Annotated in this window: 10 protein-coding genes and 1 tRNA gene; 2 read left to right on the top strand and 9 right to left on the bottom strand. The window is 52.4% G+C overall.

All coding sequences use genetic code 11. From position 1 onward, the window contains the following. Positions 1 to 256: 256 nt before the first annotated feature. From C7123_RS10510 to C7123_RS10490, 5 genes are all read right to left on the bottom strand, one after another. Complete coding sequence (locus C7123_RS10510; protein ID WP_069174995.1) at positions 257 to 700, bottom strand: DUF1896 domain-containing protein; 444 nt, start codon at positions 698 to 700, stop codon at positions 257 to 259. Positions 701 to 737: 37 nt separating this feature from the next. Then, on the bottom strand, positions 738 to 1961 hold the full coding sequence (locus C7123_RS10505) for a site-specific integrase (protein WP_069176343.1): 1224 nt from the start codon (positions 1959 to 1961) through the stop codon (positions 738 to 740). 387 nt (positions 1962 to 2348) lie between these two features. After that, positions 2349 to 2435, bottom strand: a tRNA-Ser gene (locus tag C7123_RS10500). 64 nt (positions 2436 to 2499) lie between these two features. Further along, positions 2500 to 3753 carry an ABC transporter permease gene (locus C7123_RS10495; RefSeq protein ID WP_037983151.1) on the bottom strand — a complete coding sequence of 418 codons (1254 nt, stop codon included), beginning with the start codon at positions 3751 to 3753 and terminating at the stop codon, positions 2500 to 2502. A gap of 42 nt (positions 3754 to 3795) precedes the next feature. Beyond that, positions 3796 to 5001 (bottom strand): pyridoxal phosphate-dependent aminotransferase, encoded by a 1206-nt coding sequence (locus C7123_RS10490; protein WP_069174994.1) that lies wholly within the window; start codon positions 4999 to 5001, stop codon positions 3796 to 3798. A gap of 1021 nt (positions 5002 to 6022) precedes the next feature. On the opposite strand from C7123_RS10490, the gene C7123_RS10485 reads away from it, so the two are divergent. Together C7123_RS10485 and C7123_RS10480 are read left to right on the top strand one after the other, a co-directional pair. Continuing rightward, entirely contained in the window at positions 6023 to 9070 is a 3048-nt protein-coding gene (locus C7123_RS10485) for a SusC/RagA family TonB-linked outer membrane protein (RefSeq protein ID WP_083206833.1), read from the top strand. A gap of 25 nt (positions 9071 to 9095) precedes the next feature. Continuing rightward, the gene (locus tag C7123_RS10480) at positions 9096 to 10598 is read left to right on the top strand and encodes a RagB/SusD family nutrient uptake outer membrane protein (RefSeq protein WP_069174993.1); all 1503 of its coding nucleotides are present in this window, start codon (positions 9096 to 9098) and stop codon (positions 10596 to 10598) included. A gap of 111 nt (positions 10599 to 10709) precedes the next feature. Here C7123_RS10480 and ybaK read toward each other — a convergent pair whose 3' ends face one another. The 4 genes from ybaK to C7123_RS10455 form a co-directional block, all read right to left on the bottom strand. Continuing rightward, positions 10710 to 11195 carry a Cys-tRNA(Pro) deacylase gene (ybaK, locus tag C7123_RS10475; RefSeq protein WP_069174992.1) on the bottom strand — a complete coding sequence of 162 codons (486 nt, stop codon included), beginning with the start codon at positions 11193 to 11195 and terminating at the stop codon, positions 10710 to 10712. 132 nt (positions 11196 to 11327) lie between these two features. Further along, on the bottom strand, positions 11328 to 11786 hold the full coding sequence (locus C7123_RS10470; protein ID WP_069174991.1) for a hypothetical protein: 459 nt from the start codon (positions 11784 to 11786) through the stop codon (positions 11328 to 11330). 36 nt (positions 11787 to 11822) lie between these two features. Continuing rightward, positions 11823 to 13940 (bottom strand): ATP-dependent DNA helicase RecG, encoded by a 2118-nt coding sequence (gene recG, locus C7123_RS10465; RefSeq protein WP_173897025.1) that lies wholly within the window; start codon positions 13938 to 13940, stop codon positions 11823 to 11825. A 1270-nt stretch (positions 13941 to 15210) separates the two neighbouring features. Next, complete coding sequence (locus C7123_RS10455; protein ID WP_069174988.1) at positions 15211 to 15915, bottom strand: metal ABC transporter ATP-binding protein; 705 nt, start codon at positions 15913 to 15915, stop codon at positions 15211 to 15213. Between the last annotated feature and the right edge of the window lie 82 nt (positions 15916 to 15997).

The raw sequence follows: 15997 nt of genomic DNA, 5'->3' as shown, positions 1-15997 counted from the left end.
AAGATTTTATCGGTGGCGAACGCATTGGAAGCGTTCGGCCTTGACGTCACCCTTATCGTCTGCCGTCCTTCGCCCGAAGACAAGGGAACCGACATCGGCTCCGAGCCGCGAACAAAAAGTGGAAGCAGGGAAACCCGTAGAGGAAAGATCTTCGGAATAAGATATGTAGGTATCGGGGTATAAAATCGGCCGCAGCGCGATGCCACGGCCGAATGAAAAAGGGGATGCGAAAGGGGTGGAGGCTACGGTTGCACCTTCACTCCGTCCGCCTCGAGCAGCTCAGGACGATGACGCCGGTCAGTTCAGTGTAGAGCTGGTCGTACTCCGGGCTTCCGTCGAAATCGTCGCCCGGCTCGTACTTCGCAATGGTCTCGCGGATGGAGTCGCTTTGCAACAATCGCAAGGCAAAGGCCTCAGCGCGGTCGGACGGAATCGTGTTGGCGAACTCGTTCTCGATGATCTGCTCGAGCATGTAATACGGCGAAAAATGCAGTCCTGCGAAGAGGACTTCCGTAGCCATATACCCGGCTTCGAGAACAGGATAGCCTTGCCGGAAGGCGTCTTCATAGGCCTGCGCCGCGGCGTCCGATCGGTCGCGGATAAACGCCTCGTCGGCCAGCCGTTCGGGGTGATAATCTTTCAAATAGGACTCTAACCGCAGTCGGTAATAGGAGAATTCCTTCTTGTTTGTTGTTTTCATATCGTGTTTCTGTTTTTGATGTGACTTGGCTATTGTATCAGATCCCCATCGCGGAGTTGAACTTACCGAGCTTCTCGGACAGTTGCTCCATGTCGTGTTCGATCTTCTTGTTCGTGATGCGGGCGTAGATCTGCGTCGTGCGAATGTTCGTATGGCCTAACATCTTGGAAACAGATTCAATGGGGACGCCTTTGCTTAGCGACATGGTGGCAAAGGTGTGGCGGGCAAGATGGAAGGTCAGCTTCTTCTTGATCCCGCAGAGGTCGGCGATCTCCTTGAGGTACGAATTGGTCTTCTGATTCGTCAGGACGGGAAAGAGCTTGCCGTCCCGATACGTCTTGTGGCTGTACTTCGCAATGATCGCTCTCGGAATGTCGAGAAGCAGCACATTGGTCTCCACGCTCGTTTTCTGTCGCTTGGTCATGATCCACTGCTTGTCGTCCATCGTCACGATGTGGTCTGGCGTGAGGTTGGACACGTCGATGTAAGCCAGTCCGGTGAAGCAGGAAAAGATGAAAATGTCCCGCACCAGCTCCAGCCGCTGGATACCCAAATCCTTGTTGGCTACCCTGAGGATCTCTTCGTCTGTCAGGAAGCCTCTGTCCACAGGCTCCATGTGGAAGCGGAGATTGACGAAAGGATCATGGTGGAGAATGCCGAGCTTTCCCCCGAAGAGGGTAATCGTCTTGAACGTCTTCAGCGTCTTAGTGGCCGTGTTGGGCGCTTGCCCGACGGTTGTCCGAAGGTAAAGGTCGAAGTCGTGGAGCACAATATAGGTCAGTTCGGAGAGCTTTAAGTCGGTGCGGCTGTATTTGCTTTTCAGGAAGGCCGTGAAATGCTTTTTGCACACGTTGTATTTCTGCAATGTCGCGGAAGAAACCGACACGCCGACCTGCTTCTTGACATCGGTAATATGCCTGTCGAAAAGCTCCATGATCGTACCGATGTCTTCTTTCTTTCCGAGGAACTCCATTTTGATGCGCTCCAAGGATAGACTTTCGTTGAACTCCATCCTCCGAAAGATGTTTAGCAATCCGTTTTGAATGTTATCCAATTCGAGATTGAGGCTGAGCACTTCCGTGCTTCTGCCTTTCACGCGCTCTTTCTTGCCATCCCATTGAGATCGAAGGATAGCTATACCGGTAGAGCCGAGTGAGAGTCGCTCGTTGTTGAGATAGATCCTCAGCATGACGGGTACCTTCCCGTCTTTGTTCACGTAGTTGCTTCTGAGATAGAAAGCGGTTCTGAATATGGTCTTCATACACATGACTGTTTTTGGCTGCAGCCATGACCTTCAGAAAAGAAGTGTAGCCAAGGCACCTTCCGATTGTAGCCGAATACGGGTGTTTTGGCGCAAACTTCTTCTCTTCGATCACGCTTGCAAAGTTCCACATAGATAACTGAAAAACAGCTGTATATGAGCACTCCCTACATGCTCTCTACGGACTCTTGGCTACAATTTTCATTTGGCCGAAAAAGTTGTAGCCAAATTGTAGCTGTTGGGGAGTATTTTGAGCGTTTCGGCCGCTTCAATACGTGCTCTGAAATGATAGGTAGGCACAAAAGAAAAGCGCCATAACTCATTCAAGTTATGGCACTTACGTTTTCCCTAAAGAGTCTCTGAATATCTTTTTCAGAGTACCTCAAGCGGAAAGAGAGGGATTCGAACCCCCGGTACAGTCACCCGTACACCGCATTTCGAGTGCGGCCCATTCGACCACTCTGGCATCTTTCCTTTCGCTGAAGAGCGCGCAAATGTAAAATGATTTCTATACGCGCAAAACATGGACGAAAATCTTCTACTCGAAGCGGATGGTGCGGGCGGGATTGATTTTGGTGATTAGGTATGAAGGTGCCAACATCATCAGCAACGAAACGGTGAGCGTACCGACGTTGATAAGTAGCCATGACCAGATGCTGAGACGGATGGGTACGGCGTCGAGATAGTAGATCGAAGGATCGAGGGTGAGCAGGCGAAATTGCCACTGTACCCAGCACAAGGCGAGTCCGATGACGTTACCCCAGAGCATGCCGCGGCCGATCAAGAAGCTGGAGATATAAAGGAAGACACGCCGTAGGCTACGATCCGGTTGGCCGACGGCTTTGAGGATGCCAATCATGTTTGTGCGCTCGAGGATGATGATCAGTAGGCCGGAGATCATGGTGAACCCCGAAACGGCCATCATAAGTGCGAGGATCACGGCTACGTTCAGATCGAGTAGGTCGAGCCAATTGAAGATGATCGGGTTCAGCTCGCGGATGGAGCGGACGAAGTAGGTGTTGCCTGCGTTATCTCGACGGTTGAGGAGGAGGGTGTCGACACGTTCGGCGGTCTCGTCGAGACGATCGTAGTCGTCGACGAGTAGCTCCAATCCACTGACCGCGTCGGAGGGCCAGTCGTTCAGGGTGCGAATCTGTTCGATGTCGGCAAGGACGAAGAGGTGGTCGTAGTCCGAAAAGCCCGTATCGTAGATGCCACTGATGCGAAACTTGCGGGCCTTGATATCGTCCTGCACGAAGTAGGCAAGGAAGGAGTCGCCGCAACGTAGGCGGAGCAGGTCGGCCAGGTGGCGCGAGATGAGCACATCGGTCGTCATCCGTCCAGGAGTGACGCTAAAGGGGCGGCCCTCCACGAGGTGCTTGCGGAAGAAACCCCAATCGTAATCCGAACCAATGCCCTTCAGGACGATGCCTTGGAAATCGGTGTCGGTTTTGAGTAGCCCCGGCTTGGTGGCGAAGGCCTCGACGTGTCGCACACCATGCGTCTGGCGGAGCATGTCCAGCAGACTGTCGCTCACGTGGATCGGGGCCGTCTCGTAAGATGAATTGCTGTCGAAATTGGTGATCTGGATGTGTGACCCGAAGCCGATCACCTTGTCACGCACCTCCTGCTTGAAGCCCACCACGATGGCCACGGTGAGGATCATGACAGCCAAGCCGATGGCAATGCCGGCCACAGCGATGCGCACCGCTGGCGGTGTGATGCGCGTCTTCCCTTGGTCGGCTTTGCCACCGAAGTGGATGCGTCGGGCGATAAACAGCTCAACGTTCATGACCCGACGCTTCCTTATGAATGGGTGTGGGCGCGGCCAAAGTCAACGCTTGTTCCATCTGTCACGATAGGTCGTAAGCGCGGCCTCCAAGACGTCGAGCGCACGCGCCAGCTCGTCTCGTTCCAACACATAAGCGATGCGCACCTCATTGCGCCCGTAACCCGGGGTGACATAAAAGCCTGACGCAGGCGCCATCATCACCGTCTGCCCTTCGTACGAGAAGTCGCGGAGGCACCAGGCGCAGAACTTGTCGGCGTCGTCCACCGGCAACTTGGCCACCGTATAAAACGCGCCCATCGGCAGTGGCGAATAGCAACCCGGAATCTCGTTGATCCGCTTGACCAGAAAGTCGCGTCGCTGGATGTACTCCTCATAAACGCCCTTGAGATACGACTCCGGTGCGTCGATCGACGCCTCGGCCACGATTTGCCCCAAAAGCGGCGGACTGAGGCGTGCCTGCGCCCATTTCATCACGCTTTTACGCACCCGCGCGTTCCTCGTCACGATCGCTCCGACGCGGATACCGCACTCGCTGTAACGCTTCGACATGGAGTCGAACATGACCACATTCGGCTCGATGCCTTCGAGGTGGAACGACGAGACATAGGGCGCGTCCGTGTAGCGAAACTCGCGGTAGACCTCGTCCGAAAAGAGGAAGAGGTCGTGGCGGCGCACCAAGTCGCGGATGTGCCCCAGCTCCTCCCGCGTGTAGACATAGCCCGTGGGGTTGTTCGGGTTGCAGAGCAGGACGGCCTTCGTGCGCGGCGTGATGGCCTCTTCAAACGCTTCGATGGGGGGCAGTGCAAAGCCGTTGTCGATGGACGAGAGCACCGTCTTGACCACCGCACCGCACGACATGGCCATCGACATATAGTTGGCATAAGCCGGCTCCGGGATCAGAATTTCGTCACCCGGGTCGAGGCAAGCCAGGAAGACCAGCGTAAGGGCTTCGGAGGCGCCGGTGGTGATGAAAATCTCGTCCGGCGTGACCTCGATCGCAAACCGTCCGTAGTACTCCGCCATCTTTTGGCGCAGGCTGGGCAGCCCATCGCTCGGACAGTAACTAAGCACCTTTTGGTCGATCCGCCGCAGCGCCTCGAGGCCAACCTCGGGCGTCGGGATGTCGGGCTGGCCGATATTTAGGTGATACACTTTGATTCCTCTGGCTTTTGCTTCGTTGGCCAACGGCGCCAGCTTCCGTATCGGCGATTCGGGCATCTTGATACCCAATCGTGAGATCTCAGGCATTTCCTTATGAATTATTGAATTATAGGCCGCAAAAGTAGAAGCCTGATTGAGATCTTCGGAGTGTAGGAATCAATTTGAAAGTCCATAGACGGCTTTTTCGCGGCCATAAACGGGTACGCTACCCGTCGTCGTGGCTTCTCTCTCCGTCGAAACGTTCACTCCGTCCGAATCCGATCGATCCCCGCCTGAAAGTCGCGTGACACCTGCTATGACAAGAATTTTTCCATTGAAAATAGACCTTCATAGGCTATGAAAGTTTCTATTCGAGCGTATAATAATCCTCATAGCCTATGAAAGATCTTATTCAATCGTATGATGATCTTCATAGTCTATGAAAACTCTTATTCGAGTGTATAATGATCGTCATAAACTATGAAAGCTCTTATTTGAGCGTATAATGATCCTCATAGGCTATGAAAGTTCTTATTCGAGTGTACAATAATCGTCATAAGCTATGAAAGCTCTTATTCAAGTATATAATGATCGTCATAGGCTATGAAAGCTCTTATTCAAGTGTACAATGATTTTCATAGGCTATGAAAGCTCTTATTCGAGTGTACAATGATTTTCATAGCAGATAAAAAGAGGTATACGAAAGGAGAGAGACCGTAATTCATCGCAGTAAGTCTTCGACGAAAGAGGAACGGCTGTCAACTGGGTATAATGCGCTTCCGACAGCATGAAACGAGGCAGAATACTCGCTAAACGAAGGTCAAATCGTCGTTGATAGGCCAAAAACACTTGGATGGACGGTAAAAATGGCTGAAAACCGCGCGCGAGGTTGACAAATTTCAATTTCTCGAACAGAAAGTTGCCTATGTGTAAAAGCGTATATCTTTGGCCGCGCAAAGGCAAAGAATCGATAGCATAAACATGTAGAATACGTGAAAATGAAAAATAGGTTGACTAAGCAGAGCAAGAAGGAACGGAGCCGAAACCATACGCGGGCCGTCAGCCTATGCTCTGCCATACCTTCAAGGCACTAATCAACAGATAATACCAATCAATTAAAAACGGAAGTATGAAAAGGAAGTTATTTATGCTGATGGCTCTATTCCTGATCGGAATAGGAGTTGCGATGGCTCAGACACAGGTGCAAGGCACTATCGTGGATGAGCAGGGAGAACCCGTGATCGGCGCTTCTGTGCTGGTGAAAGGCACCACCACAGGGACGGTGACAAACATCGATGGAGAGTTTGCACTGTCGGCACCGTCCAACGGAACGTTGGTGATCTCGTATGTGGGCATGCAGACGATGGAAGTCGCTGTCAGTCCGCGTATCCGAGTGATCCTGAGATCAGACGCCGAACTGCTGGACGAAGTCGTCGTCACCGGCTACGGTACGTTTAAGAAGAGCTCCTTCACGGGCTCGGCAGCGACGGTGAGCACGGACAAGCTGAAGGACGTGCCCGTGACGAGCGTGTCGGACAAGCTGGCCGGTAATGTAGCCGGTGTGCAGATCAATTCCATGTCCGGTCAGCCCGGTGCCACGGAGAGCATACGCATTCGCGGTATGGGCTCTATCAATGCAGGCAACAATCCGCTCTATGTTATCGATGGTGTACCGGTACTCTCAGGAGACATGTCTGGTTTCAATTATGCCGACGCCGGAACGAGCATCCTCTCCACGCTGAACAGCAGCGATATTGAGAATATCACTGTAATCAAGGATGCTGCCGCCGCTTCGCTATACGGATCGCGCGCTGCCAACGGTGTGGTTGTGATTACCACGAAGAAGGGTAAGGCTGGCAAGACTGTTTTCAGCGTAAAAGCTAACTGGGGTTTCTCTAACATGGCCGTGGATTATCGCCCAACATTGGACGGCGATGCACGTCGTGAATTGCTGCACCTCGGTCTGGTGAACTATGCCAAGTATACTGAAGGCAAATCGGACGCTGAGGCCAAAGCTTATGCAGATGAAAACATCGATATATATGCTCCGAAACCTTGGTCAGGTTGGACAGACTGGCGCAAGATCTTGATTCGTAACGGCCAGTACCAGAACTATGACGTCAGCGCACAGGGTGGTAACGAAAAGACGAAGTTTTATAGCTCCATTTCCTATGCTAAGCAGGAAGGCATCTATGAGAACTCCGGATTTGATCGCATCACGGGTAGCGTGAATGTATCGCATCAGGCCAGTGACAAGCTGACGCTCGATGTTAGCTCACTCTTTTCCTATAGCGATCAGAGCTCCGTCAGTGAGGGCTACAGCTACTCCAGTCCGATTATGGCTATGGCCTCGATGGTATCTCCGTCGTCATATCCTTACAATAAGGACGGAACGTTGGGCCGTTATTTTCCTGCTATCGGTGATGATTGGGCCAATCCGCTTCGCGCTATTAAATACACCTCGAATAAGAATAAACTGACTCGTACCTTCAACACCCTCTCCGGTACATATACCATCACCAAGGGGCTAAAGCTGAAGGAAGTCCTCAGCTACGACTTCACGCAGAATGCCAGCATCGCATGGTGGGGGCCGCAATCCAATGATGGACGTACGGCCAACGGTGTGTTCCAGAAATACATGATCAACACCTCTAAATTCAACTCGCAGACACAGCTGACTTACGATCGCTCGTTCGACCGGGTACATAACCTGAGTTTCCTGCTCGGTTATGAGACGGAGGCGTACAAAAATGAGAATGTCTATGGCACTGGTAGTAACTACGCTGCGATGGACGACCCGAAGCCGGAGATTCAGAATGCAGCTATCACCAAATCTTCCAGTTCCATCAGCGAGTACCGCATGCTGTCCTATCTCGGTCGTGCGGATTACAACTATGATTCCAAGTATTATGTGAGCGCGAGCTATCGCCGCGATGGTTCTTCACGTCTGGCTAAGGCTAACCGTTGGGGTGACTTCTGGTCGCTCTCTGGATCATGGCGCCTGACAAACGAACCTTTCATGGAGTCGATCCGTGAGAAGGTGACGGATACAAAAATCCGAGCCTCGTATGGTGTGAATGGTACGCAGCCGTGGCGCTACTACGACTTCATGCCGGTTTATAGCTTCGGTTATAATTATGACAATCAAGTGGGAACAAGCGAATCGACGCCGGGTAATGCAAACCTGAAATGGGAAAAGAACTATGCCTTCAACGCTGGTATTGATCTTACGTTTCTCAATCGCTTCACCCTAACCGTAGAGTGGTACACCCGCAAGACGCAGGACTTGCTTCTCGAACGCCCCATTTCTGGAACTATCGGTTTTGTGGATGAATACAACCATGCCAACGAGCTCGTGAATGTCGGTGCTATGCGAAACAGTGGTATCGAATTAGAGTTGCGTTCGACTAACGTGCAGAAGAAGGACTTTACATGGAATACGACACTGACTTTGGCTCACAATCAGAATAAGATCTTACAGCTAAATAAGGATCAAGATGAGATCATAAGTTATGAGTCTATTCATCGTGTAGGTCAGCCCTATAATTCATTCTATGCCTACGAATACGCCGGCGTAGATCCGCAGACAGGTAAGGAGTTGTACTATAAAAACACCAACGACGAGCATGCTCGTGAGACAACTACGGACGAAACGAAAGCGAATAGAACGATCATTGGCAGTGCCGATCCGAAAGTAACTGGTGGTTTGACCAATACGCTGACTTGGAAGTTCATCGACTTGAACTTTACCTTCACCTACTCCTTTGGCGGCAAGGTGTACGACGGTGTAAGCTGGCTCCACTCTAACGGTGGTATCGATCTGTTTTATGGTGCAGTTCCGTCGCATTATAAGAAGGAAGATATGTGGCGCAACCCGGGAGATAATGCCAAGTTGCCGATGTTCGCCAATGGCAATGTGGATGTTCCCTCTTCGCGCTGGTTACTTCCGTCTGATCATGTGCGCTTAAAGAATCTCACCTTAGGATTCACCCTGCCGACTAAACTATCCAAAAAGGTGGGCTTCGACAGAATCCGCGCTTACATGTCAGGCAATAACCTGCTTACGTTCAAATCGAAGAAACTCTATGTGGATCCGGAGAATACAGCCAGTGGCTTTGTCTACTTCAGGGCGCCTGCCATGCGCACAGTAACTTTCGGTGTGGAATTAGGTTTTTAATCAATCAGTAAAATAGAATACCAACATGAAAAGGATTTCGATAAAGAATATCGCCCTCTTTGCAGCCACCACACTGTTGTTGAACGCTTGCTCGGGCGACTGGCTCGATCTGGAGCCATCGGATGGTATCGGTACCGAGAATGCCCTGACGGATTTAGGGAAACTGAATGCCGCGCGGATCGGTATGTACGATGGGTTGCAGGGTGACGGTACATATAATCAGTATTATGCTGCTCGTATGCTCTACTACGGTGATGTGCGTGGCGACGATATGCAGGCACGTGTCTCGGGTAAGCGTACAGCTCCTATGTATGAGATGCGTTACACGGCTACCAATGCGGATGACATCTGGTTCACGCCTTACCGTGTCCTTCGGCGTGCCAACAACATCATTGCTGCTGTGGAAGGCAGTGTGGTGAAGCCCAAAGTGGAGAGTGAACAAGCTAACATTGATAGGATCTATAGCGAAGCTCTCGTGGTGCGTGCCCTCATCCACTTCGATTTGGTCCGCGTCTACGGCTATCCTTATACGATGGATGGCGGTGCCAGCCTCGGTGTACCTATCGTTTTGAAGCCCCTGGCAACAAGTGCCCTGCCACAGAGAAACACCGTGAAGGAAGTCTATGAGCAAGTGGTCAAAGATCTACGCAAGGCTATCGATGACAACAAGCTCAACAAGACGATGACGAACGGTTACATCAATCATTGGACAGCCAAGGCCCTCTTGGCGAGGGTATATCTCTATATGGGCGACAATGCGAATGCACGCAAAGAAGCCGTGGAGGTAATCGACAACTCGCCGTATAAACTCTGGACGAACGAAGAGTATGCTGCTAACGTGTGGGACAAAACCTCGGGTGCGCATAACAAGGAAATGATCTTCGAGTTGCTCAACACCAGCACGGACGACTATACCGACCGCGAGGGCATTGCCTACCTGTACAACGAGTATGGATACAACGACGCTATCGCCACAAAATCATTCTGTGAGTTGCTACAGGCCGATCCTAACGATGTGCGCCTGACGGCTATGATGGAGACACGTGACCCGGATCGTAAGCAGATGTATGGAACGGATAAGGTCTGGATCAATAAGTTTCCAGAGAATAGTCAGGGAGAAATGCGTCTGAATAACGTCCCCCTACTCCGTCTTTCGGAGACTTATCTGATTGCTGCCGAGGCTTCAGCCAAGCTGAATGATAAGGCGGCGGCCGCAAAGTATCTGAACGCCATCGTACAGCGTGCAAACCCGAAGGCTACGCCTGTGTCAGAGGCTGATGCGACGGTAGATAGGATCCTTATCGAGCGTCGTAAGGAGCTGGTTGGCGAGGGCCATCGTTTCTTCGATGCCATGCGTAACAATCAGACGATTGTACGCTATACAGACGAAGCGAAAAAGGGCTATCACTACACGCTGACCACCCCGGATTCTCGCAAATTTGATCGGACTTACTTCCGCATTGTCCTTCCCATTCCCAGAGGTGAGACGAATGTGAATCGGAAGATCCAGCAGAACCCCGGCTATTGACCGGAAGCCATTCGGCGGGGGCTGATGCGTCGCATCGGCTCCGCTTGAAGCAATCAAAAGGCAGCAGAGAGACAGCGATGTCCCTCGGCTGCCTTTGTTACGTTTGGGCGGTTACCGATCCTCGACGAGATCGGCCAGGGTGGCGCCGACGAAGGTCGCGAGATCGGTGGGGGAGAGCTTGAGTTGAAGGCCGCGACGGCCCGCACTGACGTAGATGTGTGGGTGGTGGGTACAGGACTCGTGAATGTAGGTCGGGAGGGGTTTCTTCATGCCGATGGGCGAGCAACCGCCGCGGATATAACCTGTGGCGGGGAGCAACTCTTTCATTGGTAGCATGGATACGTGCTTATTGCCCGACACGCGTGCCGCCTTTTTCAAGTCTACCTCGGCATCGCCAGGGATGACACAGACAAAGAGTCCGTTTCGGTCGCCACGGAGGACGAGCGTCTTGAAAACTTGTGCGATGTCCTCATGCAACTGCTCGGCCACATGTGTCGCCGCCAAATCGTTCTCGTCCACCTCGTAAGGGACTGTCTCATAGATCACGCCCGCCTTGTCCAATAGTCTGGCGGCATTTGTCTTCTTCTCAGTTTTCATTGTTCGTAAATTGCTCTGTGATAAGACTATTCAAAAAATATACCACCTTTCCCCCACCCTCAAGAAAGTGTCCGGGAAAGTAATTCCCCTTCGCCCTGCCCTCGAAAAAGTATCCACGAAAAACATTCCTCTTTACCTCCTCATCAAAAAAGTATCCCCGAAAAGGACTCCCCTTTGCCCTACCCTCAAAAAAACATCTCCGAAAAGGATTCCCCTTTTCTCAGCCATCGAAAAATTATCTCCGAAAGAGATTCTCCATTCTCCTACCTTCGAAAAAATACTCCAGAAAGGATTCCTCCTTGAATATCCCTCGAAAAAACACTCCCGAAAAGGATACCCCTTTTTCCAGCCCTCAAAAAAGTATCTGGGAAAATGATTCTCCCTTGAATATCCCTCGAAAAAACATCTCCAAGAAAGATTCCTCCTTGCCTCACCCTCGAAAAAATACTCCCGAAAAAGATTCCCCATTTGATACCCCTCAAAAAAGTATCCCCGAAAAGGACTCCCCTTTATCTCCCCCTCGAAAAAACATCTCAAAAAAAGAGACTTCGTTTGTCCGATCTCAAGAAAATGGATCAGGAAAGGATTCACAGGCGGAGGATGAATCCGATCCTTATTACGAATGGCTTAGGAGATGAGGCCCCAATTCATGCGCCGACGAAAGAGGGCATTCAGGCGGGCGTTGAGTAGGACGTTCTCGGGCGAGGAGAGATTCGGGTCGGCGTCGAGAATGCGAGACGCGACGTCGCGGGCTGTGCGGAGGATGCCGCCATCCTGAGCCAGATCGGCGATGCGAAGCGATAGGCCGTCGCCACTCTGCTGCGTGCCCTCCATATCACCCGCGCCGCGGAGCTTCAGGTCTTCCTCGGCGATGCGGAAACCATCGGACGTGGAGACAATGATTCCGAGCCGTTTACGCGTAACCTCGCTCAGTTTGTAACCCGTCACCAGGATGCAATACGACTGTTCGGCACCCCGGCCTACGCGTCCCCGGAGCTGATGGAGTTGCGATAGCCCAAACCGTTCCGCACTCTCGATGACCATGACAGATGCGTTCGGTACATTCACGCCTACCTCGATGACGGTTGTGGCGACGAGGATCTGCGCCTCTCCGCGGATAAATTTTTGCATCTCGGCCTCCTTCTCTTTCGCTTTCATCTTCCCGTGCACCATGCAGACGGTGCACTCCGGGAAAACCTCGCAAAAAGTTTCGTAGCCCTGCTCGAGGGCCTTGTAATCCATTGTTTCGTTTTCCTCGATCAGGGGGTAGACCACGTAAACCTGACGCCCGCGACCAATCTCGGTGCGGAGGAAGGTGTACAGCTCGGCCTTTTTGGCGTCGTAGCGGTGGACGGTCTTGACAGGCTTGCGGCCGGGCGGTAGCTCGTCGATGACGGACACGTCGAGATCGCCGTAGACGGTCATGGCCAGGGTGCGCGGTATGGGCGTCGCGGTCATGATGAGTACGTGCGGCACGTAGGTACTCTTCACCCAGAGCTTGGAACGTTGCTCGACGCCAAAACGATGCTGCTCGTCGATGACGGAGAGACCAAGCCGGTGGAAGACTACGGCATCCTCGATGAGTGCGTGAGTGCCGATGAGGATGTCCACCTCGCCTGAGGCCACGGCCAGAAGCAGCGCCGATCGCCGTCGCTTCGTCGTCGAGCCGGTGAGAAGCTCCACCCGCACGCCTATGTCGCCGAGCAATTCTTGCAAAGTGGCAAAATGCTGCCCCGCCAAAATTTCCGTGGGCGCCATGAGGCAGGCCTGGCAACCGTTGTCCACGGCCAGGAGCATAGCCATGAGGGCAACGAGCGTCTTCCCGCTACCCACGTCGCCTTGGAGCAGGCGATTCATCTGCCTTCCGCTCCTCATGTCGTCGTGGATCTCGTGCACGACCCGCTTTTGCGCGCCGGTTAAGGCAAAGGGTAGGCGGTTGGCATAGAACGCATTGAAGGCTTTGCCTACGCGTGGGCAAGGGATTCCCTGCAACTTGTTGCGGCGGAGAGTCGCCGTGCGCAGGATATTGAGCTGGATGTAAAAAAGCTCTTCAAATTTGAGCCTGTGCTGTGCCGCTCGGAGCTTTTCGGCTGATTCGGGGAAGTGGATCTGCCGCATAGACTCAGTGAGCGGTGCCAGCGCGCGCTCCTCAAGGATCCACGCCGGGAGCGTCTCGGGCAGGCCCCCACTGACTGTGTTCAAGAGCGTGTAGATGAGATCACGGATCGCACGCGAGTGAAGCGTGGCACGTTTCATAAGCTCGGTGGTGTGGTACATCGGAACGAGGCCGCCGGAGACCCGCGCGGCACGGTCGGCCGGGTCGATCTCGGGATGGATGAATGAGAACTCATGCATGTACTCCTTCGGCTGACCAAAAATGAGATACTCCCGCCCTGGCGGATACTTATCGAGGATAAATTTTTGGCCGTGGAACCAAACCAGATCCACCGCGCCGGTACTGTCAGCAAAGCGGGCCACGAGTCGCTTCGCTCGCCCCTCCTCGGAGGCTTGGTAACCCGTGATGCGCCCCCGAAGCTGTACGAAGGGCACCCGGTCGCTGTGTCCGGACACGATATGCTCGAGCTCGCTCACGGTGTAGATGCGACTGCGATCCACATACCGATAAGGGAAATAATGGAGCAGGTCGTCGTAGGTTGTCACGTCGATCTCCTTTTTGAGGATCTCGGCGCGCCGCGGCCCGACGCCGGGAAGATACATGATGTTTTGTTCGTCTAAGCTCATAATCGAAACGTGTAGCCTGATGCGGTCAAGAAGATGAATCAGAAACGCGACAAAGATCGGTAACATATGGATTCGGTGGTTCCCATTCGGGATAAGTACATATTAAATACGTATTTATTGAATCCTATTCCCGAAAAAGAATGGATTGTATGGATCATAATGCCCATCAAACCTGATACGTTCTTGGGCGTATGCAATATGCCCATACCTATATTGGATAAATACCTGATAAATACGTATTTATTGAATCTTATTCCCGAAAAAGAATGGATTGTATGGATCATAATGCCCATCAAACCCGGTACGTACTGGGGCGTATACAATACGCCCCTACGAATACGAATCAAAAATTTGATTCCACTTTGGACGATGAATCTCAAACCCGGTACGCGCTGGGGCGTATGCAATACGCCCCTACCTATACGGATCAAAAATCTGATTCCCATTTATTGGGTGTATTTGAAACTCGTCAGGTTTTTGGGTGTATGTCTTTGCGACCAACTCCATCTCGGTGGGAGACTATTAAAATTTGTATGGGAGCACGTAAAACCCGCCGAGGATTAGATGGGTGTGATCAATGCCATACAAACCTCGACAAGTAACCGTTAAAATTTGTATGGGAGCACATGAAACCCGCCGAGGATCGGATGGGTGTGACTAATGCCACGCAAACCTCGACAAGTAACCATTAAAAATTGTATGAATGTACGCGAAACCCGGCGGGGATTAGGGGAATATGGTCATATTCACCGAAAACCCGGCGGGAATTGGACGGATATGGTCATTTTCACTGAAAACCCGGCGAGGATTGGACGGATATAGCCATATTCACTGAAAACCCGGCGAGGATTGGACAGATATGGCAATTTTCACTGAAAACCCGGCGAGGATTGGATGGATATGGCCATTTTCACTGAAAACCCGGCGGGGATTAGGCGAATATGGCCATTTTCACCGAAAACCCGGCAAGGATGGGATGAATATGGCCATATCTATCGAAAACCCGCCAAGGATTGGATGAATATGGCCACAGCTATCAAAAACCCGGCGGGAATGGGATGAATATGGCCACAGCTATCGAAAACTCGCCGAGGATGGGATAAATATAGTTACAGCTTTCTCTTCCTTGACGGGTAAGGAAAAGATGAAGTACGTGTTTTCCATATACTTACTGAGGACGGGAAATAAGAAAGCCGGGCGAATCCTGTCCTTGGTGGGGATGGGATTCGTCCGGCTTGCGTGTTCCACAAACTGGGCGGATTTTCGAGAGCGGCTAATCCATAGATTCAGATTCTTCGCTGTCGAGGCTAACGGCGGAGAGGTCGTTTCCCGGAACGTAGCGGAGTTGGCGACGTACAAAGGCCATGTTTTTGATCAGTGGCCGGAGGGCGCCGGGGTCGTGCGAGACGAGTACGACAGCCGCCTCGCGATTGATCTCCGACAGCAGGTCGCCTAACGTATCGCCAAAGCGACGGTCCATATACGTGTTCGGCTCATCTAAAACGAGCAAGCGCGGGTGGGCCACGATGGCGCGCCCAAGCATCGTGCGTTGGAGTTCGCCGCCGGAGAGCTCGCCGATAGGTCGGCGGGCTAAGTTGTTGAGTCCCATACGGTCGATGACTGCCTCCACGCGTTGGCGTTGCTCGGCCGAACAGCGCCGCCCACGTGTCTCGGCTAGGAATCCGGAGGCGACGACCTCGGCGACTGAGATCGGGAATCGGCGATCGATAGCGTTGACCTGAGGCAGGTAGCCCACGGGGAGTTTGGGAATGGGTTGGCCGTCGCGATAGAAATTCACGGCGCCGATGCGTGGCTTGAGCAGCCCGAGCAGGACGCGCAGGAGGGTTGTTTTGCCGCCGCCGTTGGGGCCTACGATGCAGAGGAAGTCGCGCTCTGCAATCTGGAGAGAGACATCGATTAGCACGTCTTTTTGGGAGTCGTAACCGGCCGTTACATGGTTTATTTGAACGAGAAGCATAGGGTGTGATGAGCTAAATTCGAAAAATGGATAGGGAGGGGAAGGCCTGAGGGGCACTGATTGATTTTTTTGATGGGGATGG

Origin of the sequence: Tannerella serpentiformis (assembly GCF_003033925.1) — a bacterium.
Classification (GTDB): domain Bacteria; phylum Bacteroidota; class Bacteroidia; order Bacteroidales; family Tannerellaceae; genus Tannerella; species Tannerella serpentiformis.
The sequence above is the reverse complement of the archived record's forward strand: the minus strand, read 5'-3'. Positions and strand labels throughout refer to the sequence as shown.